Below are 20,837 nucleotides of genomic sequence, written 5' to 3' on the forward strand. Positions count from 1 at the left end.
CTGGTCCTTAATTGTTTTTCATCGTTTCACGTAACATGGAGACCGTCGATTTCAACGTTACCTCGTTCCCCACCCAAGTTCGGCCCAGCACGGGGTTATTTTCCTCCGGTCCCCGACCCTGCCAGGTTTCGCCGCTTGCCAGTAAACCTGGCTGTATAAGGAATAAGCGAACCATTTTCTTGTGACTGGTATAGCTGTAATCAAACAGCTTACCCAACACAGGAATGTCGCGCAGGAGCGGGATGCCCACGCTGTGATGTTCATCCTGGTCGCGGCTGTAGCCACCGACCAACAGGCTATAGCCCACGGGCACGCGCGCTTCCGTACTTATCTGGGTGTTATTCACCATTGGCAGGCTGTCGACATTTTCGGTTTTACCCTCAGAGTTGAGAGGCAGGCCGCCATCCTGAATATTCAGGATCATCTCAATCTCCTGCTGGCGCTGCGCCAGACGCGGCAATACGCTAATCATGGTGCCGTAGGTAATCTTTTCGAGTGAGGAGTTACGCTCACCTACCAGCTTGGCGTAAAAGCTGCTGTTATTATCAAATAGCGCCGGAACATTTTCCTGAGTCAGGATCTCCGGACGTGAAACCACCTGTGCATTGCCTTTTTGCGCAAGTGCGGATACGTCCGCCAGAAAATGAATGCTGTTTTCCGGAGTCAGTGAACTGGTATTAAAAGCAACGCCGGTATTGCCTATTTTTGCCGCACCCTGCCAGCGAATTCCCAGCTCGTTAATATCATCCTTCGAAATATCAATGATCCACAGCGACAGCTGTATCTGCTGTTTAGGTACATCAATTGCGCTGACTAAATCCTCAACAAAACTTACCTGCCTTTCGGAACCCTGAATGAGCAAGCTGTTGGTATCCGAATAGCCGACAATATTGATGGACGATTGGCCGAGGGAATCTGACTCATACTCCCGTTTCGCCGATGACCCCGAATTAAATGAAGGCAACGGCGGAAAATTTCCCTTTTGTGTGGCCGAAGCGGCCTCAAGCGCGCCTCGCGTATCATTATCTACGGTGATGTTCGCCCCGGCTGGCGCTGAACGTCCTCCACGGCTATCGCCTGAGTTATTCAGCAGCTGGTTCAGCACCGTCGCAACGCCCGGCACGATGACAGGGCTGTCGCGCTGGGTAAAGGTGCGATCGTTCACAAAAGTATTTTTAAGCTTGATCACGCGGATCGTGTTTTCACCCGTTCCGGGACGGGCATAGGTTGCATCAATATACTTTGCAGCCGCCGCGATAAGTTCGACATAGACCGGCGGCCCTGAGACATAAAAAGAGCCAGAGCGCCCGTCTGAACGCAGCGGGAAACGAGCGTCGTACAGCCCTGAGGACTTGATGAAGGCAACCAGCCGGTCAAACGGCGCATAGGACAAGCGCACAATGCTGCTTTTGATTTCGCTGGCATCGTAAACGTACACAGAGCTGCCATCGTCATACCAGATAAGCCCGGTACGTGAAGCCAAGGTATTTAACAGCTCCTTCGGCTTGCTAAGATCGAAATTTCCTGAGACCCGTTTTTTGGCCGCCTCCGTACTGACAACAAAGGGTTTATTCAGCGCGCCACCGATCACAAAAAATAGCTGTTGAACGCTGTTATTACTGGCGACGTAGGTATTTTCGTCATCCCGCGAACCGTTACGGACATCGACTGGGCCCCCCGAGTAATCCTGGGTATCCAATAATGCGCCGACCGCCGAATTACAGCTCAATACTCCCAGCAATAAATACGGCAGATAGCGGACCGGCAGTTTCGCAACCATCTTATTCATGAAGCAAGCCTTCCAATTTTTTAAACTCCCTCGGTGTAATGCCAAACAGTGATTTTATTTCACTAGAAAAATGAGACGACGACGCATAGCCGTTATTTCCTGCGATAGCCGCAATTGAGTTATCTTTTTCAATCAACTGCAGGGCACTGTGCGCCGCTCGCCAAAGGCGTAACTGTTTTTTTGGCCCCCGGGTAAAAGCATGGTGGCAAAGCTTCCTGAAATAGGATTCAGATACGCCGTAGATCTTACTGGCATTACCAATCTTATGGCTGTCACTCTCTTTATCTTCATTCATTACCTGAGATAACAGAAAATGGGCAATCCAATAGCTTTCGACATTCCTGACAAACGAAAAGAGATTTTCCAGGCGGCGATCCTGAGGCTTTAATAATGTAAAAATCAACATCCCCATCAGCGATTTGCATTCATCGTCCACTAAAATTGCCAGATTCCGCTCGGTGTGCATCAGTAACGAAGTATTTGTCTCCCCTATGCGCGGCTCGGCGTTAACGCTGCGAGATTTAGCCTGATAATCCAGGAATGAAAACAGCGTGCTGGCCTGTGACATCGACAGTATTTCAACCATCCAGTCACCCCGAAATGCGATCTCCATGTTATTCAGGGTCGATAGCACAATGGGTTGAAGAATATTATTCAGACGATCGTCATAGTTCTCCCTCGGTTCACCTGAGGCAGATACGCTCATAACGGATTCACTATTTAGCGGTCGCGCAAACAACACGCCGTTATTTAAATCGATACATTCGTCACTCACGTAAAGCGGCATTTCCGCATTTGCGCTATCATTTACGCGTTGCCGCATTATGTTTTTCTGATGGCATTGAGCATTGCTATCTAGCATAGTTTTCTCTTACCTCAGCTTTTATTTAGAAATAACATTTAAGCACTTGATTAAGAACTATCTAATACAGCGCCTCGAAGTGCCAGTGAATTTATCAGAAAATCCTCGTTCGTCAATGCAAGTTGAAAGAGATAAAAAAAGAATAAAAATCATAAAAAAAGCTTCAACAAAAAATCAACAGACAATGTTGAGTTTAATAATCGGTAGCGCTACAGTGTGCCGTCTTAAAGATGCAATATCCGTATGCCGTCAAATAAATTCATCGTGAATGTAAAAATATTTTTCCATTCGCGAGGCACTTCATTCCTTTTGAAAACGTTTCTATTAAATGGCACGGCTTAGCATTAGGAAGTTGTAGTGCAGATTAAAATAAAATCGCACGGGCGCTGCTCGTTAGATTGCTTATTTACATTATTAATGGCCCTTTCTATGAACAGCGACATGAACGAATTAAACGATGATATGCCTGTACCAGAGGCACTGAAAAAATTCACCCTGAAGGTGCTGTTTGGACCCATGTTTGGCTGTGAACTCCACCTTCCAGCAGACGATTACTTTCTCATCATCAACCCGGGACTTGCACCCCAGGATAACGCCACGGGAACGATGTTGCCCGGAGAGCATGCCGCAGCCTACACGCAGAATACGCTTTATCTACCCTGTGATATGCCGTCACCCAACATTATCTTGCGTTTGTCGGCTCTTTTCCGAGATGAAGAATCGGAAGAAGGATATCGTCTTGAAGTACAGGGGGTGGATAGAAGCTACCCGGCGCTGCTGAAGGAAAATGAAGTTTTCGTGCATGAGCACATCCGCTTTGCCATCAAACCTAGTGAAGATGACTGGCCTGAAGATATTAAAAACTTCAACCTTCCCCCGGCCCTCGATGCTGAATTCAGCGAACAGGAGAAGCTGGAAGAGTTTAATGCAAAAAAAAATCATGCTCTCGTTTTCGGTTCAATTATTCTCTTACTTCTTGTGATTACCGCAGGCGTAATCTGGTATAAAAAACTGGAAAGCGATCGGCAGGTTTTAACATTAAATGAAGCGCTGGCGGGCGCACCGATGCCTGTGGATATTGTTCGTGGCCGTGATAATAATCTTATCTACGTTCTTATCCAGAACTTTCAGGCAATGGAATGGACGCGGGAAGCACTCTTCAAATTGCAGGGCAAGGACAGCGTGATTCCTGTTTGGTTAACGCAGCAAAGAAAGGAAGTCATTACGCAGCTGGCTAATGCGGGTTACCCCGTTTTACAAATTGACTATTCCAAACCTCAGCACCCGGCAATTGCACTTTACAGAGGATTAACCCTACAGGAAGAAAAAAACTTCAAGGCTATTGTTTTACAAAAAATCCCTTTTGCTCTCGACATCAAAGTCCTGGTAAAAACTAAAGCTCAGTTATTACAGGAAGCTCGCCAGGGCCTGGATCGTTTGCACATTTACTACCGCCAAATCAATTCTAATAGCGGTTATGCTTTGGTGGTTCGTGATGCCCTGAGCGACAGCGCTCTACGTTCTTTGCAGAATTTCATTAAACAGTTCAATCACCAATGGGGAAACCGCGTGATTAATTTTTCAATTAATCTCGACGAAAACTGGTTACAAGATAAGTCATATGTTGACTCTTCTAATGGCTATCTGTTTTTGAACCCTCGTCATTGGTACTTTCCCCTAAAACAAGGAGACTTAAATGGCTGACACAAACGCACCTACTGTGGATAACAATGGCTATTATCTGGATGAAGTATCTGCCGGCTTCGAAGCTGGTGCTAAATCTATGATGGAGGAATTAAAGACAGCTGAAGCTGCATTGAAAAACGACCCGTCTGACCCAGCCGTATTGGCCAATTATCAGTCGAAGCTACAGCAATACACGCTGTTTCGTAACGCCCAGACAAGTACCGTAAAAGCCTATAAGGATATTGGCGCGGCTATTATTCAAAACTTCCGTTAATTAACCCGGGTACGTGTTGCTCTCGTACCCTTTTCTACTGTGGAGTAATTATGAGTCAATTTAATGAAGCCCTGTCGGCATTAACCCGGCTCTCGCCAAATACCATCAACCCTGAAGATAACCTATCCGTAAGCGTTCACGATCGAAATTTTAATAATTTAGTATCCAGCACGTTTACTAAAGTCAGCGAAACCGACGCGCAGTTTAAAAATGTGATTAATACCCTTAGCCAATCTCCGCATTACACCAGCAATCCGGAGAAGCTACAGATGCTACAAAACTATATCGGTGAATACAGTAACTACGTTTCCCTGGTGAGTACTCTTGCACGCAAGGCGGTGAGCACCATAGAAACCCTGGAAAAATCGCAATAATGATAAAAAAATATTCACGTGTCCTCGCTGCCGTGCTGTTAACTTTTATGCTTAGCGCCTGTAATGACGAGAACCTACTCTTCAACCTTACCCAGGAGCAGGCCAACCAGGTTCTGGCTATTCTGCAGCAGCATAATATTTCAGCGAAAAAGGACGGCAATCTTAAGGCTGGCTATACCGTCTCGGTCGGGGAGTCTGAAGGTACCGCCGCGCTGTCTATCATTAATCAGTACCAGCTGCCGTGGGCCGCTGACGTTCAGATAGGGCAGGCTTTTCCGGAAAGCTCTCTGGTTTCTTCACCCAACGCCGAGCAGGCTCGCGTACTCTCATTACAGGAGCAGCGGCTTGAGCAATCGCTGCGCATGATAGCTCCGGTCGTTAATGCGCGCGTTCACGTCAGCTATCCCCCCTTTAATAACGATACGAGCGGAAAAAAAGCCACCGGCCACGTCGGCGTGCTTATTTCCTATAAAGGCGAGATTGACGATAATTTGTTTATCTCGCAGATCAAAACGTTAATCAAAAATAGTTTCGATGACGTGCGCTACGAGAATATTTCGGTGGTTCTGTTCCCCGCCCCGGTTATCCAGTACGTTGCGCCGACCAGAGTACCCGCCAGCATCCCTGCCCTGTGGATTATCCTCTTTTCTGCTATGGCTTTGTGCGCAGCCGGCACGGCGGGCTTCATGCTCTATAAGCTTAGCCGCCGCCCGCCTTCAACCCAGGATAACGCTGCCGAACTGATTGAAGACGAGGCCGCAAAACCATGAGAGTCGGAGATCCGCGCATAATGTCCATTTTATACGCCCCGGCAAGCTATACACATCGCAGCCACCTGCCGGAGATATTCCGGGCGAGTGAAATCCGAGAGGACAGGCTACTTAATTTCTGGCTGCTGAGGCACGGCAAACTCTCTGACCTACCCGCACGCTGGCAGCCCGACGAAGCCATGTGTTCGCTATTGCTTTCGCACTGGCATCTGATCCCCCTTGCTGCACATTTGGTTGGTGGCTATCTGCAGCGGAACAGACTGCCTGAAATGGGCGCTGTGCTGATGTCTGACCCACGTCTGCTGGCCTTTATCTCTTTGCCGCTGCTTCTGGAGGTAACGCTTGATGAAGGCGATATCCCGTTTGATACCGCTTCCTGCGGCGCAACGTTCCTTCTGGGGCAGTTCCCAGGGTTACCTGCCGCGCTGCGACAGCGTCTGATGCTGCACTTTCCTTCCGGCATGGCGCTTGCGCAATTCGCGGCCCCCAAAACGCTAAACCACATTAATTTGCTACGAATGGCCTTCACCTATGCGCACCATTACTATTGATGAGTTACCCGAAGACCTGCATCGCCTGACGGTGATTAAATCTTCTGAGCGAACCCGCCATCAGCGAATAGCCATCGCGCTGGAACGAACCCTAAATCGCTGCAGTGAAATTCATGCCGAGTATGAGTTACAGACGGTCAGGCTGCGTGAAAACCTTGAGAGGCAAGCGTTCCAGACCGGCTTTGAGCTATTTTTCTCGCAGCTGGTGACGCTGCTTGACGAGTATCAGCGCCAGCAGCAAAAGCGGCAGGAGGTTTTTCGCCAGCAGATCGGCACAGCCCTCAATCAGTCCTTACACGACCCGATGATCGTTGAGCGCATTATCCATCACCTTCAGGAACAGTGTGGGCATCAGAAAGCGCTGCGCATCGTTATTCCCCGAGCAGTAAAGCTGCCGGAAGGCGCGGACATCTCGAACTACCTGTATACCGATGATAATCACATCACCGTGCAAAATGACATGGATGCGGTGCGCTTTCCTAGTGAAACGCTTTGCCGCACGTGGCTACAGCAGGCGGATGAAAAGACCGCCGGTTTTAATGAAACTATCAACAACCTGACGCCCGACATGCTTCGCAATCTGGCTGGGAAACTCATCGCTATGAGCCACCGGATGCCTTCAGAAACCGTCAACTCAGATAAGGATGAAAACAATGAGTAGCATCAACAGTATTGCCTCTTCCTCGCCGTACGTGAAAGACGGTGAATCGTCGGATGAGAAATTTAACAATAAAGTACTCCACTATTTCCAGCAGAATAAGCCCGACGATAAGCTGAGCGATGTGATGGATCAAATGCGGGCACTTTCCCCCGATAAGAACAAATCGATGCATCAATTGAACGAAGCGTTGCTCTACTCCGATGCCTATTTGCGCAATACCGATGAGTACAAAGATTATGCGAACAACGTGCTGGACAAGCGCACCTTCCAGCTGCTCGGCGTGAATATGTTTTTTAATAATATGATGTATAAAAGCTTTACCGAGACCGACAGCGATCCGTCGTTATAACCTTCCCCGCTATTAATCCCGGCTTAGTGCCGGGCATACAAATCATGAAAATAAAATCATTTACGCCCGTTGCTTTAACCTTATCTCTTTTGTTCTCCCCTTTTGCTACAGCACAAAAGGTAGATTGCATTGTCGAAGCCGCGCAGTGCTTCCAGATTAACCCCCTGCTGATTAAGGCTATTATTTGGCAAGAGTCCAGAAACCGTCAGCAGGCTATGAATCGCAATACAAATAGCACCGTTGATGTTGGCATTATGCAAATTAACACTGTGCATTTTAAGGCCTTAAAGTCCCTGGGCATTGATGAAGCTTTGTTGCGAGAGAATAGCTGCGCTAATGTTTTTTCAGGTGCCTGGGTGCTCAAGCAAAGTATTGAGCGCTATGGCTACACGTGGGATGGAATCGGTAACTATCATTCTAAGACGCCGGTGCATCATGACAGGTATGTCAAAAAAATCATTTCCCTAATTGCACATCAAACGGCGGTCATTGATAAAATAGAAGTGGCCAGACAAGAAGGCATCCGCGAGCGTTTTGTCTGTCGATAAGGGAGTAAGAAATATAATCCTACCCATGTAATGTGGACATGGCCTTCAGCGAGTGAAATAAGCTTTCTACGCAGGCATTGTCATAACAGCAGCCTTTTGCGCTCATGCTCCCGCGCAGATTATGGCGTTTCTGTAAGGTCTGATAATCCGATGAACAGTACTGTCCACCACGATCCGGGTGAACAATGAAATTTTCCGGGCGTTTACGCCGCCAGAGCGCCATTTGCAATGCATCACACGTAAGCAGTGCCGTCATACGCGGTGACGTCGACCAGCCGTTTACGGCACGCGACCGCAGGTCGATGACCACCGCCAAGTACAACCAGTCCTCTTCCGTACGTAGATACGTGATGTCACCTGCCCACCTTTGGTTCGGGCCCTGGCGCTGAAGTCCTGATTCAGCAGATTATCTGATACAGGCAGACCATGTTCATGATAGCTGATCGGGCTGAACTTCCGGGTAGCTTTCGCCCGCAGCCCCTGACTACGGAGGCTGGCGGAAATGGTTTGATGTTGTACTCCGGTTGTTCATCAGCTAGACGTGGCGCACCATAACGCTGTTTCGCCTCAGTGAATGCCTTACGGACAGTAGCATCACAGATGACCCTGAACTGCTGTCGCTTGCCTGACTGATGGCTGCGCAGACGCCAGACATACCAGCCTCTGCGTGCAACTTGAAGCACACGACACATGATTTTGATGCTAAACTCAGCCCGATACTTTTCGATAAAGACATACTTCATTTCAGGCGGTTCGCGAAGTATGTCGCGGCCTTTTGAGAATGGCCAGCTCTTCTGCCCGCTCCGCCAGCTGCCATTTCAGACGGGCTATTTCAACAGACATTTCCTGCTCACGTTCGGAAGAAGAATGTGCATTCTTCAGCTTGCTGCGCCAGGCATAAAGCTGTAATTCATACAGGATGAGTTCTCGGGCAGCAGCGGCAACACCGATACGTTCTGCAAGCTTTAGGGCTTCGCTGCGATATTCAGACGTGCGTTGCTTACGGGACTTTTTGGTGGTTGATGCTGGTTTTGTCATGAGTCACCTCTGATTGAGAGTCTACTCACTTATTCACGTGTCCACTATTGGTGGGTAAGATCAATAACGCAAGCATCTTGCTTGCGTTTTGGAATCAGAATGACGAGGCCGCAAAGTCGAGAAGCTTCAACAGGTAATCGACTAAAAAATAATAAAAAATTTCATTACGCTGTTTAATTGTTGTTTACTAAAAAATGCTCCAAAAATTATATCTAAGGTTATTAATTATTTTGACTTTATATCTTGCAGCGTGACGCATTGAGCGCTTAACACATTCGCCTTAGGGTGGCAGATTGCTCCTTCAACCGTGTTGCAACAATGCAAAAAATTATTGCCTTCCGGCGGGACGAGGTCTAATGGCATCTGGCCAATATTATTATGATTTTTATTAAAATCCAGCGGGTTACTTCTTGCCGTCATGGCAACAAAAATGAGACTAAAAAAAAGAGCAGCTACTGCACTTAAAAATAACGTCTGCGGTGTAAACTTCTTTCTTTCAGGCACCCCTCTGGGAGCAGAATAAGGGATGATCGACATCGAATTAGCACTCACTGGAATGACGTTAATCATCGACTGGGTTGAAAAGGAAACGTTATCTACTTCGATATTTCTAGGAAAAGAAGACTCAAAACCAGGTTTATTGGGTTCTATTTCAGGCTCTTCCCAGCAGGGCCCGGCCGTGAGTTTATACCCCAACTTTGGGATAGTGACAATAATACTCTTCGCATCATCCCCCAGGCTTACTCTTAAAGAACGGATCACCTGTGCAATACTTTGCGAAGTCACATAACCGCCCCCCCATACTTCAGCAAGAAATTCAGTCTGAGAAACCGGTTCAGGGTATTTTTCGCAAAGTAATGCAAGCACATCTGACTGCTTTTTCCTTAATTGTAAAACAGTATCGTCTTGTTGCAGCGTTCTGGATTTTGGATTAAATGTGAAATTAAGAAAGTAAATTTTTCCTGGATTTACTACGCATTTTTTCATTTTAAATCCCTTTGCGTTTAGCTTTATGAGTGAAGGTACCTTCAGAAAAAAGCATGAGTGAATATCTCAATCCATGATCTTAAATATCTTCTGCCAAATTTTCAGATAACAAAAACCCAACTTATTTATAACCTTAGTTATACAAATAGCGGGGAATAATGTCTTCTTTATCACGATGTAGACAACAGAATTGATCTCGATGCAAATTTACTGTGAACGCAATAATACAGTACCATTCAAATCACAATATTTGAAATTGTTTTCAACGATCGATGTGTATTGGTCCATAGCCAAAACAAATCACTCAGTTTATTTTCAGGAACATATTTTTAGTCAGTTCATCCTTATAAGAAGTATTGGAAAAGGACGTCCCTGTCGCCACTGAAAGTAATGTCCTCACGCTACATGAATATTTACTTTTTCCGGGATGATAACTAAAAATATGAATACGTGTTATGAGTAGGGAGTACTTAATACCCCCTCTTTTTGCAGGCAGAAATATAACACTCGCTGGTAAGGCGCTCTATCAAAAAACGCCTCAAGCGATCCTACTGCTGGGTGATGATCAATGTTGCCGAAGCATTAAAAGCACCTGTTTTTATATCTTCATAACTGACCGAGGTAGGTTTGACTGGCGTAAAACTCAGTGGTACCGAAATACTGCCATTGACTACACTGAGCTGCTGCGTGTTACCATTGGTAACGATATTCCCGTTCCAGCGCATGACGACCCCGAGATTATTGTTACTGGTAGTAATGGCATTATTATTCCAGGAGGTTGGAGTTGTGTTCATCTTTACCTGAAAATCAACTTCATGGGTGACATCACAGGTTATGTTGAGGCTTTTTTCCACCGTCTGTGCGGAAGTTCCGGAGCTTTGAATCTCACTTCTTTCAAGCTCTCCCAGTTCAACTAACAACGTCTCTCCGGAGAGGATTTTGCAAGTTGACGTGTTTATATCTACATCGTTCGCCGCAATGAAATACCAGATGTAATAGTTTTGCGCACCGTGGTTATTTCTCTGGATAAACTTAATTTGCGCAAGCCTGTCTCCCCGTCTGATCTGCAACGACTTACCCATGCTGGTTAGCTCGAAATAAAGCTCTACGGGTAAGCTTTTAGTTTCCTGTGCATTGAGACTAAAGATCTCAACTTCAGGTACAGGCTCAGGATAAACCTTTCCAGAAATGATAACGCCGCCCTTAAGATCCTTGAAGATGGCGGAATTGAGGCTCATTCCGTTACTGGCAAGCCACATGGAATCGACCCAACCGCCGTCTACAGAGTCGTTTTTGCAGCTGATCTGCGAACGGAGATCGACAATCTTGTTTCTACCGGTATTGACGTCCGGGCTAACGTTTACGTTAACGTCAGCATCTCCGCCGTTCCAGCCAATGGAATTACATGAGTAGGCCCATGCGCCCTGAGGCACCGCCAGCAGCATAATAAATAAGGGTAATTTCATATCTGAATGTGATTCTCCTAGGGATAATTAAGCTCGAATGTCGCTAGCGCCTCAAATGCTCCACGGCGTAAAGTATGTGCAGCCAGCGCGGAAGGTTCTCCAATAACGTAACCGTACAGCACAAGATCGTTGGTTCCGCCGGCGAGCGTAAAAGCGGGCACGGTCTTATTCAACGGCAAGGGTGTGCCGTCCTTCTGCTCCAGGCCAAGCGCGATGCCGCTGGCGGCCGAGTTGCTAAGCGCCAGAAAACCCGGTAATTCCTTGCTCTGCGTCCCTTTAAACGTGACCTCTACCTGATTACCCAGGCTCAGATCGCACTCCAGCAACCTGAGGGCGAAGGGCTGCGCGTGGGTACGAGTGTTAAGGTATAAATAGGTATCGATTACCGTGCCGAAATCCAACGTAATATCCGTCGTATTCGGGTCCAGCTCGCACGGATCGGCAACCAGGGTCCCATCAAATTTCAGGTTGTCGCTGGTGACTTTCAGGCCACCGTTCCCTGCCGCCGCGTGCCCGGCTAAAGCCATCATAAACAACAGCATGCCCACGCTGCGTCCGGCTAACGTTCTATTCCCCATTTCTGTTCCTTATAAATACTCGGCCAGCAGCGTTGCCGTAGCGGAAAACGTCCCTTCGCCCAGCTCATCGATGCCGGGATCTTTTACCGGCACAGCCTCAAGCGTGGGCGGATGCTGATAAAGGATGTCGAGGGGTCTGTTAATCTCCATCGGCTGACCGTTCTGTTTAATCTGGATCCCTAGCCCACGGATATTGGTCGCGAGCGCGCTGCGGTCAAAGGACGTTGCGCTGCCGTTTACCGCAAGGGTCAGACGCCACGCGGGGTCAACATCGTCACAAATCAGCTGCCAGGCGATAGCCTGCTGGTAACGCACCCCGTCAACCTTATGGATGCCAACATTGTCAAAGTGGATGTTTACATCACGATCGTTATTGATGTGGCACGGATGGATCCTCAGCGTGCCGTGAAAGGAAATGTCGTTACTGTCGCCGGTTGCTGCGGCATGCGCCGACGTGAGCTGAACACCTGCCCCGGACAGCAGCAGCGCCAGCGCCAGGCTCCTTCCGCAGCCGCCGTAAACTTTGTTCTTCACCCTGATTGCCTCAGTTATAAGCCACTTTTAACGTGGCGCTGGCGTTGAATGCCTGTCCGTCCTGAAAACGTGCGCCGCTCTGTTTTTCCAGCACGGCGTACAGCGAAGGCTGGCTGGCATTATCGAAGTTGAACCATTGATTTACCGGCAGCGTTTCGCTTCCTTTAAGCAATTTGATGCCAAGCCCGCTGGCATCAGTTTTTAGCTGTTTCCCATCAAAGCTGGCAGCGCTACCGGCAATCTGCATTTGCAGCGTTTTACCGTCCGGATCGCCTTTGCAGGTCACCTGATAGGGAACGGGCTGTTTATAGGTCTCACCAATAATTTCATTGATATAGACGTCACCGAATTCCACCTTAATCGGGTCAGATCCGCTAAAAGTACACAATGCGGTCGCCACCACCGTGCCGGTAATGCGAACATCTAAATTACTGGAGCCCGCCGCTGCCGCATCACCCCCCAGCAGCATTCCCGTCATTGCGAACAGGGCCATTGCTCCCCATCGGGCAAATATCATCTTTGGATCCTTAGTCATAATTCAGCCTGAAGCCGACCGTAGCCTGCCATGTACCCGCCGTTAACGGGGCCGGAGTGCGTTCGGGCTGCACGTAGTAGACCAGCGCATCATTGGTCGGGGTGACAAACTGCGGCAGCGTACGCTCGCCTAATCGCACGTCACGCCTGGCGCTGTCGGCGATCCTCAAACCCAGCCCGGTGAGGCCGTTCACCTGCACCAGCTCGGGGCTGTCGGCATCCGCGGGGGCCAAAAAAGTCACGCTGACAGCCGGCTGAAGCGAATCCCAGCTGCTGTTCCCGCTCCACGTATTGAGCATCTCTGACCCGCTGCGCACGCAGTCACGTAACCTCAGCGTAAAGGCTACCGGCTCACCGCGATCGCCCGGGTTTCGCAGCGCCTCGGTTGATGTGTTGCCGAGACTGACTTCCTGAGTTTGAGAAGTCATGTCGAGGCGACATGCCCCCTCGACAAAATCGCCCGAAATATGCAGTGCCCCGTTTACGCCTTCAACGTTCCAGTTGTCGGGCAGCGCCCAAGCCGTCGGCGGCAGCACCAGCGCCAAAGCCAGGGCGCTGGCAGCGCGGTTGCACCCTGCCAGAACGTGGTAATTCCACTTGCTTTGCTTCTCCATCAGCCTCACCCGGCTTTACTCCCGGTGACCCGGCAAACGTTGCCCGCGCAGTTGAAGATAAGCTTCGGTCGCCCGCCGTAGTCATTAATCCATGCCAGCATCGGTTTCTGTCCCAGCGTCGATGCCTTGATGTTCAACAAAGCATCTGAACGAGGGGCAATCATCACCGGATCGAAGCCGGCAATCGGGGGGCTGTCCGAGTGTTCGTATGCCCCGGCCAGGGTCACGTAATAGGGGCCAGGATTAATAACGCGGTATTTATCGCCTTCGCGCTTAAGCGTAATTTTTTCCTGCCACACGCTTTCGCCTTCGGATCTATTGATTTCAATGGATTCCGGCCGATAGAACAGCTTGATTCGCGTCTGCAGAGCAATCTGCAAAGTATTGGCTTTCGTGCTTTTGGGCGGGATTTCACGCAGATTAAAGTAAAATAGCGACTCTCTATCCTGAGGCAGCGTGCTGGCATTCCCCATCAGCTGCAGTTTCACCTGGCCTTTTGCCAACGGCTCTACTCGCTGTAGCGGCGGAAGCGCGGTCAGAGGCTGGGTGATTTTGTTACCTTGCTCATCTTCTACCCATGCCTGAGCAAGATAGGGCAACATTTTATTCTGGTTGGTGATATTTAAACTGATCGATTTATTTGCACCGTTAAAGACGGCACGCGTACGGTCAAGAGCAATGGCTGCCGTCGCGCTTTGGCTGATCAGTACGGCAATCAGGGTGGTGGAGGTCATCGTCAAATAAGAATAGTTTTTCATCAATTGAAACTCGCTTTGCAGGATGTCGCCGTGCCGTCTTGCGCGGCGACCGAATTGTCATTCACTCTTTTGCCTGATAGCAGGGGGCTTAAGCCCGTACGCTTTGGCATAGCAGCATTAGATTATCGGGGGCCGTGGGCAAGGGTTTCGGCAGACTCAGCTCGCACTGGGTTTTCCCATCCCATACCACGCGCATCGATTCTCCGGCATTCATTCCGGTTAGCCAAACCTGGCCGCCATCGTTAACGATCCCAGCCTGATGACCGCCGAGCCCCATAACTACTGCACCAAACGGGGGCGTAGTACCGTCCGCAAGACGGATGGTGACCATCGCTTTTTCCCCGGCAATAACGCCGAAGCGACGCAGACCGATCGCGCCTTCGGTCAGGGTGCCCTGCACCACCGAGCGCGTAGCCTCAACATCATCCGCCAGCTTGTTGACGTCCACGCTAACGCTGCTTCGGTAGTAGCTGCTGATGTCCGACACGACGGCTTTTCCAAACCGGTTAGTCTCGGTAACACCACCGTATCCCCGCACCGGAACGCCGCTGACGCCCGAGGTATCGACCATCATTCGCGTTCCCCCCATTGTGCTTACGCGGTGTAACGCAACGCCTTCCGTGGTGCCGGTTATGCCGCCCTGAGCAGAAAGGCCGACGGAGTGATAGCGGCTACCTTCGTAGCTGGTGTTGACGCTCATTTCCGCGTTATTCCCCTGATGGGTGAAGTAACCGCTGCCAACCGCATTGCCTCTGCTGCCCGCTCCGGCCTTGACCCGATAGCTGTTATTGCTATCGAGGCGTTCGAAATACCCCACCGTAGTGCTATTACCCGTGCTGCCCGCCTGGCTGTCGAAATTCAACGTGCTGCTGTTACCCCACGGCAATGACAGGCTGAGATACATGCCGTCATCGCTAGTGTTGTTATAAAGCGTTCGATAGGCCGACAGGTTGAGGCTGACGTTTTTAAAACGCCAGGCATCGAAATAGCGCGACAGGGAGAGGTTGTAACTATCGTTATCCGGGCGGTTCCAGTAGGTTTGGTGGCTATAGTTCGCATAGGCACTCAGGCCCAGACTACGGAACTGCTTGTTGAAAGCGATGGTATACAGCTCTTTATTGTTGTTACCGACGATGCCGTGATAGCGCACGTTCAGATATTCGCTCATGCTCATAAAGTCGCGCTGAGAAAAGCGATAGCCCGCAAAGGTGACCTGGCTGTCGTATTCGTCAAAACGTTTGGAATAGCTAAGACGCCACGAGCTGCCCGTTTTGGTGTTGTCCCTTGGCAGTTCCGCATGGGACTGAGTGACGTCAAATGAAAGCGCCCCTAACGCCAGCAAATCGCGGCCAATCCCTGCCGCCAGCGCGTGATAGTCGTCGGCCAGCAAACTCCCGCCATACAATGACCATCCGTTATTCACCCCCCAAGAGAATTCGCCGGTGGCAAACCCCGGCCCTTGGCTATCGTGCCGGTAATCTGAAGGTTTACCGAAGGCGAGTTTGTATCGCACGCTGCCCGGGCGCGTAAGATAGGGAATGCTTGCCGTATCCACCTGAAAACTTTGCGAAGTGCCATCCTGCTCCTGAACCTTCACATCCAGAGTGCCCGAAACGGCGGTGTTCAAATCCTGAATCCGAAACGGCCCTGCGGCGACCGTGGTTTCATGGATAACCCGTCCCTGCTGGCTAACGGTCACTTTAGCGTTGGTTTTTGCCACGCCGACGACTTCCGGCGCGTAACCGCGCAGGTTTGGTGGCAGCATATTGTCATCAGACTCCATGCTGGTTCCGGTGTAGCGGAAACTGTCGAACATGCCGGAATTGAGGTAGTTCTCACCGAGCATCAGCTTCGATTTTAACGAGGGGATCGCCCGCCAGGCGTAGTAGCGGCTCCACTGCCAGTCACGCTGCGTGTTGTTCATGGAGCCACGGGTATGGTTGTACTGCCCCTGCCAGTCGGCGCGAAAACGCCAGGCACCCAGGTTAAACCCTGTGGTTCCGTTGCCGCTGAGCGACTGGACATCCCTGCGGCTCGCGCCGGTAAAACGCGACGACTGTCCGTTAAGGTTGTAATCAAAAATTCCCCCGGCAATACCGTCATCCCAGCGAGCGGGCGGATCCCAGTTGTCAGCGGTATATTCCAGATATGCCTGGGGAACATTCAGGTAGAGCGCGCTTTCGCCCAGAACTGCCCGCGCGCTTACCCCCGGCAGGCTCGCGTTATCCAGACATTGCCCGCTGTGCCACCACTTGAGATCGCGCAAAGCAGAAGCTTTTAAACCCAGTTGAGCAATGACCTGTGGCGTAAGGCACACTTGGCTGCCCTGAGGATCGTTATCCGGTTTAATAAACGCTAACGTTTGCTCCGGCAGCTCGGCTTTGTTCAGACGGATAACCATCTGATACTCACCCGGCATGATGTACCCTGCCTGAGAAAACTGGCTAAGGTCGATGTGTGAACGGTCACTAATATCCAGGACATCCGTGTTGAATTCTATTGCGTCTGCCGCGTATCCCTTTGCCCCCTGAAAAGCCAGCGTCACCATCAGCGCTACAGGACAACGGCGCAGCCATGCGCCGGCGTGATATAAAACCTGCCTCATCAAAAGTAATCCAGTTTAAAACGCACGGTAGTGGAGTAAGCCCCGGCCCGTAGTTTTTGATGGTTGCCCACCAAACGTAGTGAGTAATCAAGGCGCATGGCACCGGGCTGCAGCAGGCCCGCCTGCGAAGCAATGCCGGGCTGCATACGGTTTCCTGTGGCATCAGAAATCTCTAACCCGATACCTCGAGCGCCACCGTGGAGAGCAAACAGCTCGCCGTCGGTAACGGGACCATCAAAGGTCACCATGAAATGCGACCAGTCCTGCTGGTTAGGAATCAACTGCTCAAAAGCGCAATTTTCCAGATGAATACTGAATGGCTTAGAAGGGCCACCACCGTCACGGATGACTTGTTCCAGTGGGATAGTCATCAGATCAATCACCTGTTCCCGACTGGCCACGGCGATCGCGCAGGGTGTGTCGATGATCGAACCCTGCATGCTTACCTTTCCATGCCCCTGATCCGCCGCATTCTTCGCCAGCGCACCTGAGGAGGCCAGGCATAGCACAAGCCACACCAGCAGGGAGGGCACTACAAACGAAACGCTGCTATTCATAGGTATCTCACAAACGAAAACCGTATAGAAAAACGCAGAAGGCCCGCTGTGTGCTTACTGATAGGCCAGAGTAAAATTGGCAACCGAGGTGAAGGAACCCGGCACGACCGTTGTGCTCCCGCCGTTTCCTTTGAGGTAGGCGGAGTAGGTCAGCGTGTTATCACCCTGCTGTGTTTTTGTCGCGGAACTGGCGGTGCCAAGAGGAATATTGGTGCCCTCATCGTTGGTAATGCCGATAGCCGCCCCGCTGGCGCTGCTTCCGACAATAGCCAAATAGCCGGGCTGAGCGCTGGATTCCGGTCCGGTAAAGGTAATGGTGACGGTTTTATCCGTAAGTCCCGAGAGGTCGCAGCTTTCCAGTTTGATATCAAACGGACGCGGGTTGGACTTTCCGCCGTTGAGCAGAGATTTATTGGAGATTTCGCCCAAATCGACGGTCTGCTCAATGGTTTCAGGGGTAATTGAACAAGGGGCATCAATAATACTGCCGGTAAACTTAACCGTGCCGTGTCCCTGATCGCTTGCCTGTGACTGGCCTGCCAGTACAGCAGCCCCCATACCAAAGGCCCAAACCAATTTGGTTAATTGCATTTACTCATTCCTTTATAAGTTTCTTACTAGCGTTATTCACAAGAAGCCTCGTTGCCACGACCGCGCAACGGGAATTAACTAATTTACGTTAGTGATTTAAAAACTGATATCAAAAACCGCCTCAACTCCACCCACAAGCGAAATATATAAAAAGCGTTTTTTAGAAGAAATTCTCTGGAGGGAGATATACGATTTAGCACATTGCTACATTATCTATTAAATCGACACTCGGAACTAAATCATGTCTAATTCACTAAGCGTACGTGACCAAAATAGTTTTATTTCAGCCTATAAGAACTTACTTAATGACAGTGACAAACGCATTCATAAAGGCGATGTCAATACGCTGAACAGAATTCTCAATAAATGCGATAAAGTTGAGGTCGGCCAGCTGCTAATGACAAAAATGGAATCATGTCCAAAAGACCCTGTCGCGCTGAAAAATACTTTCAGTAATTTATTTGACAAGCTTGAAGCGCAGAATTCCAAAATGCATGATAAGAAAGAAGAGAAGCTTAAAAATATTCAACAGAAGCTTGCCCCGGTTGTGCAGGACATTCACAAAAATGAAATAAATGCTCACAATGCCAAAGTAAACGGTGAGATTAAAGGTCTTGCAGATGATCTCCAACTCATTTCAAGAAATGTTTCTCAGGAAAAAAATGAGATCGCCAAACTTAAGGAAAAAATTAACAAAGCTGATGTGCAGATTAAAAAACTGCATAATGAGATTAAACCTCTGGCCGATGCGCTAAAGAACACCTCCTCGGAAGACTTTGCGGTCAAAGATGCCAAGCGTTTAAAAGATACTGAAGCAAAAATCAGTAAACTCGAGGCCAAACAAAATGCCGAAATCAGTACATTAAATAAGAAAATTGCCGCGCATGAAAATAGCCGTGCGGTTTTACTCGATTTTGCAAGGAAACACGGTGTAAGCAGTGCCGAGCAGGATCTGAGAAAAGCTGAGAGCGGCGCTATTTATGATAATCGCGATACGGGCTTTGGCACCACCAGCTGGCGTGAACATCTGGGCAGCGATAAATATGCCATCAAGCACTTCGGTTACGATTTAAAAGAAGGCCGCCGTCAATATTCTGATCTCATTAAAGTGCCCAACCATAAGGGCAAACAGTGGCAGAAACTGATGCAGAACTTCGATGATGCGCCAAAAAACATCAGGGCTCTGCAAAGGGAAATATCGCAACTCAAGAATGAATATAAAAGTGATATTGGTCAGGTTAAGCTTGAGAACCGTCTTTCTGCCAAACAGGAGATTGAGCAGCGAATTAATTTTAAACAAGAAGCCATTCACTCCTTAGAAAAGAGCAAGGAAATTGTATCAGGGGAAATTAAATCATGCCATGAGTATATATCTGTGCTAGAAGCCAAGAAGACTCCGCTCATAGCGAAAATGGACGAGCTTAAGTCCCAGATAAAACAAGACAGCTAAGTCATTCTGTTTTCCTAAGGTAAAATCCACGCTCCGGCGTGGATTTCATCCCGATCACATAAATTCATCTACTAATAAGCTTCATGATCATGCCCTCCTGCCCGCGTTTAGATTGCTCATGTCTGGCACGCTGACCCACTATCAATCGCAATCCCAATAAGCTCATCAAATGAGTAACTTTTACGCTTGGTGAAAATGTCATTCAGATAATGGTAGCGGTCCTCACGGCTAAGTTATGCCTCTCTATCGGCGCCAAAAAATCTACGCAGACAACGCTTAGAAATAGCATATGCCCGGTATGAGCGTTGAGCATTGGAATACCCGGTTAGTTTGATAATGCCCTCGATTACCAGTGCCTTCATTGCCCGCTCATGTATTGGCCCGAGTTTCTTAAATAAGCCGGGAAGTTTCCCGCAGGTCACTCTGTCTAGTTCACGCGCCACGGCCTTTCTCATGATGGTATGTCTTGGTTCGCCTTCGGCAATAATACCGCCGCAGGTAGTTTTATCCCGTATGAACAGATAGTAGCCTTTGGTCATGACGCCATTTCCCAGCACACTCTTACTGTTAACTCGAAGCTGTACGTCATTTTCATGCCAATCCCTTTCCTTTATTATGGGTATTCCGGCATCATACTCGTGATTTCTCTTGAGCTAAATTATTTTAAATAAGGAAATATTTGAAGGAGTAATTCTGATAAAAATATTGGATAAATGCGCCTGGCTTACCATGCGGTTTTACAAATTATACTCCCGATGATAGACGCTAATATTTAATTTCCATTTTCACTAAAATGATTAAATAAACGATTCCTGAAGGGGACACCCTTTCACAGTTCACATAACGACATTAGATAAGACAATTAACTACTGATTAAATATCAGTATTGCCTGTGTGGGTATAAGGAGTAATCTCCTCGCCAATCATTCAGGTAGTACAACCATAACAGGGACAAAGTGCGATCATGCGCTTACTGGGATTTTTGCTATTTGCAGTCAGTCTTTTATTAAACCCGGCAATTGCCAAACAGCACACGCAATCTTCCTCAAACGATAATGAGCTTATCGAGCAAGGAGATTATACCAATTCAGACGGGCAGGAAATTCACCGGCCGGCGCATACAAAGTCGGGCAATGCTCCTGATGGCGCATCGGCTCAGTGCAGAGATGGAACCTACAGTTTCAGTGCTCACCGTCGAGGAACGTGCTCGCGACATGGTGGCGTGGCGGAATGGCTTAACTAAATTAAAAGCCCGCAATTA

Annotated in this window: 22 protein-coding genes and 2 pseudogenes; 10 read left to right on the forward strand and 14 right to left on the reverse strand. The window is 49.0% G+C overall.

Going from position 1 to position 20,837, the window contains the following annotated elements; all coding sequences use genetic code 11:
• Positions 1-7 precede the first annotated feature (7 nt).
• Positions 8-1,789 carry a type III secretion system outer membrane ring subunit SctC gene (gene sctC, locus ACJY2G_RS23535; protein WP_112287165.1) on the reverse strand — a complete coding sequence of 594 codons (1,782 nt, stop codon included), beginning with the start codon at positions 1,787-1,789 and terminating at the stop codon, positions 8-10.
• Complete coding sequence (locus ACJY2G_RS23540) at positions 1,782-2,651, reverse strand: helix-turn-helix domain-containing protein (protein WP_430319302.1); 870 nt, start codon at positions 2,649-2,651, stop codon at positions 1,782-1,784. Before ACJY2G_RS23540 ends, sctC begins: the two co-directional genes overlap by 8 nt.
• A gap of 429 nt (positions 2,652-3,080) precedes the next feature.
• On the opposite strand from ACJY2G_RS23540, the gene ACJY2G_RS23545 reads away from it, so the two are divergent.
• Genes ACJY2G_RS23545 through ACJY2G_RS23580 form a run of 8 tightly spaced genes read left to right on the forward strand, consistent with a single transcriptional unit; the run spans position 3,081 to position 7,864 of the window.
• Entirely contained in the window at positions 3,081-4,355 is a 1,275-nt protein-coding gene (locus ACJY2G_RS23545) for a PrgH/EprH family type III secretion apparatus protein (RefSeq protein WP_439292270.1), read from the forward strand.
• Positions 4,348-4,611: a type III secretion system needle filament subunit SctF gene (gene sctF, locus ACJY2G_RS23550; RefSeq protein ID WP_112287168.1), complete on the forward strand. Its 264-nt coding sequence runs from the start codon at positions 4,348-4,350 to the stop codon at positions 4,609-4,611. Before ACJY2G_RS23545 ends, sctF begins: the two co-directional genes overlap by 8 nt.
• A gap of 50 nt (positions 4,612-4,661) precedes the next feature.
• A complete protein-coding gene (sctI, locus tag ACJY2G_RS23555; protein ID WP_038482293.1) occupies positions 4,662-4,985 on the forward strand; it encodes a type III secretion system inner rod subunit SctI in 324 nt (107 codons plus the stop codon).
• A complete protein-coding gene (gene sctJ, locus ACJY2G_RS23560; RefSeq protein WP_112287169.1) occupies positions 4,985-5,755 on the forward strand; it encodes a type III secretion system inner membrane ring lipoprotein SctJ in 771 nt (256 codons plus the stop codon). Before sctI ends, sctJ begins: the two co-directional genes overlap by 1 nt.
• Positions 5,756-5,775: 20 nt before the next feature.
• Positions 5,776-6,306, forward strand: a complete 531-nt coding sequence (locus ACJY2G_RS23565) for a type III secretion protein (protein WP_232829802.1) — start codon at positions 5,776-5,778, stop codon at positions 6,304-6,306.
• Complete coding sequence (locus ACJY2G_RS23570) at positions 6,287-6,967, forward strand: type III secretion protein (protein ID WP_439292271.1); 681 nt, start codon at positions 6,287-6,289, stop codon at positions 6,965-6,967. Before ACJY2G_RS23565 ends, ACJY2G_RS23570 begins: the two co-directional genes overlap by 20 nt.
• Entirely contained in the window at positions 6,960-7,316 is a 357-nt protein-coding gene (locus ACJY2G_RS23575; RefSeq protein ID WP_112287172.1) for a hypothetical protein, read from the forward strand. Before ACJY2G_RS23570 ends, ACJY2G_RS23575 begins: the two co-directional genes overlap by 8 nt.
• A 44-nt stretch (positions 7,317-7,360) precedes the next feature.
• Positions 7,361-7,864, forward strand: coding sequence for a lytic transglycosylase domain-containing protein (locus ACJY2G_RS23580; protein WP_112287173.1), 504 nt, complete (start codon positions 7,361-7,363; stop codon positions 7,862-7,864).
• Positions 7,865-7,886: 22 nt separating this feature from the next.
• Here the strand turns inward: ACJY2G_RS23580 and ACJY2G_RS23585 are convergent.
• From ACJY2G_RS23585 to ACJY2G_RS23635, 11 genes and pseudogenes are all read right to left on the reverse strand, one after another.
• Positions 7,887-8,902 (reverse strand): annotated as a pseudogene (locus ACJY2G_RS23585) (IS3 family transposase); the annotation flags it as partial.
• 225 nt (positions 8,903-9,127) lie between these two features.
• Positions 9,128-9,889 (reverse strand): winged helix-turn-helix domain-containing protein, encoded by a 762-nt coding sequence (locus ACJY2G_RS23590; protein WP_430319303.1) that lies wholly within the window; start codon positions 9,887-9,889, stop codon positions 9,128-9,130.
• 548 nt (positions 9,890-10,437) lie between these two features.
• Positions 10,438-11,355, reverse strand: a complete 918-nt coding sequence (locus tag ACJY2G_RS23595) for a fimbrial protein (RefSeq protein WP_112287175.1) — start codon at positions 11,353-11,355, stop codon at positions 10,438-10,440.
• A gap of 17 nt (positions 11,356-11,372) precedes the next feature.
• The gene (locus ACJY2G_RS23600; RefSeq protein ID WP_112287176.1) at positions 11,373-11,933 is read right to left on the reverse strand and encodes a fimbrial protein; all 561 of its coding nucleotides are present in this window, start codon (positions 11,931-11,933) and stop codon (positions 11,373-11,375) included.
• Between the two features lie 9 nt (positions 11,934-11,942).
• Positions 11,943-12,467 (reverse strand): fimbrial protein, encoded by a 525-nt coding sequence (locus tag ACJY2G_RS23605; protein WP_167459649.1) that lies wholly within the window; start codon positions 12,465-12,467, stop codon positions 11,943-11,945.
• A 10-nt stretch (positions 12,468-12,477) separates the two neighbouring features.
• Positions 12,478-13,002, reverse strand: a complete 525-nt coding sequence (locus ACJY2G_RS23610) for a fimbrial protein (protein WP_112287178.1) — start codon at positions 13,000-13,002, stop codon at positions 12,478-12,480.
• Positions 12,995-13,615, reverse strand: a complete 621-nt coding sequence (locus ACJY2G_RS23615) for a fimbrial protein (RefSeq protein ID WP_430319304.1) — start codon at positions 13,613-13,615, stop codon at positions 12,995-12,997. The genes ACJY2G_RS23610 and ACJY2G_RS23615 overlap by 8 nt, the downstream gene beginning before the upstream one ends.
• Before the next feature lie 5 nt (positions 13,616-13,620).
• Positions 13,621-14,373 (reverse strand): fimbria/pilus periplasmic chaperone, encoded by a 753-nt coding sequence (locus ACJY2G_RS23620; protein WP_112287179.1) that lies wholly within the window; start codon positions 14,371-14,373, stop codon positions 13,621-13,623.
• 88 nt (positions 14,374-14,461) lie between these two features.
• Positions 14,462-16,978: an outer membrane usher protein gene (locus ACJY2G_RS23625; RefSeq protein WP_430319305.1), complete on the reverse strand. Its 2,517-nt coding sequence runs from the start codon at positions 16,976-16,978 to the stop codon at positions 14,462-14,464.
• Positions 16,978-17,535, reverse strand: a complete 558-nt coding sequence (locus ACJY2G_RS23630; RefSeq protein WP_120161690.1) for a fimbrial protein — start codon at positions 17,533-17,535, stop codon at positions 16,978-16,980. Before ACJY2G_RS23630 ends, ACJY2G_RS23625 begins: the two co-directional genes overlap by 1 nt.
• Before the next feature lie 54 nt (positions 17,536-17,589).
• Complete coding sequence (locus tag ACJY2G_RS23635) at positions 17,590-18,126, reverse strand: fimbrial protein (protein WP_112287182.1); 537 nt, start codon at positions 18,124-18,126, stop codon at positions 17,590-17,592.
• 241 nt (positions 18,127-18,367) lie between these two features.
• Here ACJY2G_RS23635 and ACJY2G_RS23640 point away from each other — a divergent pair, with 241 nt between their 5' ends.
• Entirely contained in the window at positions 18,368-19,576 is a 1,209-nt protein-coding gene (locus ACJY2G_RS23640; protein ID WP_120161689.1) for a hypothetical protein, read from the forward strand.
• A gap of 374 nt (positions 19,577-19,950) precedes the next feature.
• Here the strand turns inward: ACJY2G_RS23640 and ACJY2G_RS23645 are convergent.
• Positions 19,951-20,115 (reverse strand): annotated as a pseudogene (locus tag ACJY2G_RS23645) (PAAR domain-containing protein); the annotation flags it as partial.
• A 425-nt stretch (positions 20,116-20,540) separates the two neighbouring features.
• Here ACJY2G_RS23645 and ACJY2G_RS23650 point away from each other — a divergent pair.
• Complete coding sequence (locus tag ACJY2G_RS23650; RefSeq protein WP_430319306.1) at positions 20,541-20,819, forward strand: DUF3761 domain-containing protein; 279 nt, start codon at positions 20,541-20,543, stop codon at positions 20,817-20,819.
• Positions 20,820-20,837: the final 18 nt, after the last annotated feature.

The sequence above is a fragment of the Rahnella sp. ATs2 genome, from assembly GCF_051851855.1.
Lineage (GTDB): Bacteria > Pseudomonadota > Gammaproteobacteria > Enterobacterales > Enterobacteriaceae > Rahnella > Rahnella variigena.

Excerpts from the sequence above, each read along its gene's own strand:
- ACJY2G_RS23640 (WP_120161689.1), top strand. The coding sequence starts at position 18,368 with ATGTCTAATTCACTAAGCGTACGTGACCAAAATAGTTTTATTTCAGCC.
- ACJY2G_RS23650 (WP_430319306.1), top strand. The coding sequence starts at position 20,541 with ATGCGCTTACTGGGATTTTTGCTATTTGCAGTCAGTCTTTTATTAAAC.
- sctI (WP_038482293.1), top strand. The coding sequence starts at position 4,662 with ATGAGTCAATTTAATGAAGCCCTGTCGGCATTAACCCGGCTCTCGCCA.
- ACJY2G_RS23570 (WP_439292271.1), top strand. The coding sequence starts at position 6,287 with ATGCGCACCATTACTATTGATGAGTTACCCGAAGACCTGCATCGCCTG.
- ACJY2G_RS23595 (WP_112287175.1), bottom strand. The coding sequence starts at position 11,355 with ATGAAATTACCCTTATTTATTATGCTGCTGGCGGTGCCTCAGGGCGCA.
- ACJY2G_RS23610 (WP_112287178.1), bottom strand. The coding sequence starts at position 13,002 with ATGACTAAGGATCCAAAGATGATATTTGCCCGATGGGGAGCAATGGCC.
- ACJY2G_RS23590 (WP_430319303.1), bottom strand. The coding sequence starts at position 9,889 with ATGAAAAAATGCGTAGTAAATCCAGGAAAAATTTACTTTCTTAATTTC.
- sctF (WP_112287168.1), top strand. The coding sequence starts at position 4,348 with ATGGCTGACACAAACGCACCTACTGTGGATAACAATGGCTATTATCTG.
- ACJY2G_RS23635 (WP_112287182.1), bottom strand. The coding sequence starts at position 18,126 with ATGCAATTAACCAAATTGGTTTGGGCCTTTGGTATGGGGGCTGCTGTA.
- sctC (WP_112287165.1), bottom strand. The coding sequence starts at position 1,789 with ATGAATAAGATGGTTGCGAAACTGCCGGTCCGCTATCTGCCGTATTTA.
- sctJ (WP_112287169.1), top strand. The coding sequence starts at position 4,985 with ATGATAAAAAAATATTCACGTGTCCTCGCTGCCGTGCTGTTAACTTTT.
- ACJY2G_RS23580 (WP_112287173.1), top strand. The coding sequence starts at position 7,361 with ATGAAAATAAAATCATTTACGCCCGTTGCTTTAACCTTATCTCTTTTG.
- ACJY2G_RS23625 (WP_430319305.1), bottom strand. The coding sequence starts at position 16,978 with ATGAGGCAGGTTTTATATCACGCCGGCGCATGGCTGCGCCGTTGTCCT.
- ACJY2G_RS23565 (WP_232829802.1), top strand. The coding sequence starts at position 5,776 with ATGTCCATTTTATACGCCCCGGCAAGCTATACACATCGCAGCCACCTG.
- ACJY2G_RS23615 (WP_430319304.1), bottom strand. The coding sequence starts at position 13,615 with ATGGAGAAGCAAAGCAAGTGGAATTACCACGTTCTGGCAGGGTGCAAC.
- ACJY2G_RS23540 (WP_430319302.1), bottom strand. The coding sequence starts at position 2,651 with ATGCTAGATAGCAATGCTCAATGCCATCAGAAAAACATAATGCGGCAA.
- ACJY2G_RS23575 (WP_112287172.1), top strand. The coding sequence starts at position 6,960 with ATGAGTAGCATCAACAGTATTGCCTCTTCCTCGCCGTACGTGAAAGAC.
- ACJY2G_RS23630 (WP_120161690.1), bottom strand. The coding sequence starts at position 17,535 with ATGAATAGCAGCGTTTCGTTTGTAGTGCCCTCCCTGCTGGTGTGGCTT.
- ACJY2G_RS23545 (WP_439292270.1), top strand. The coding sequence starts at position 3,081 with ATGAACAGCGACATGAACGAATTAAACGATGATATGCCTGTACCAGAG.
- ACJY2G_RS23600 (WP_112287176.1), bottom strand. The coding sequence starts at position 11,933 with ATGGGGAATAGAACGTTAGCCGGACGCAGCGTGGGCATGCTGTTGTTT.
- ACJY2G_RS23620 (WP_112287179.1), bottom strand. The coding sequence starts at position 14,373 with ATGAAAAACTATTCTTATTTGACGATGACCTCCACCACCCTGATTGCC.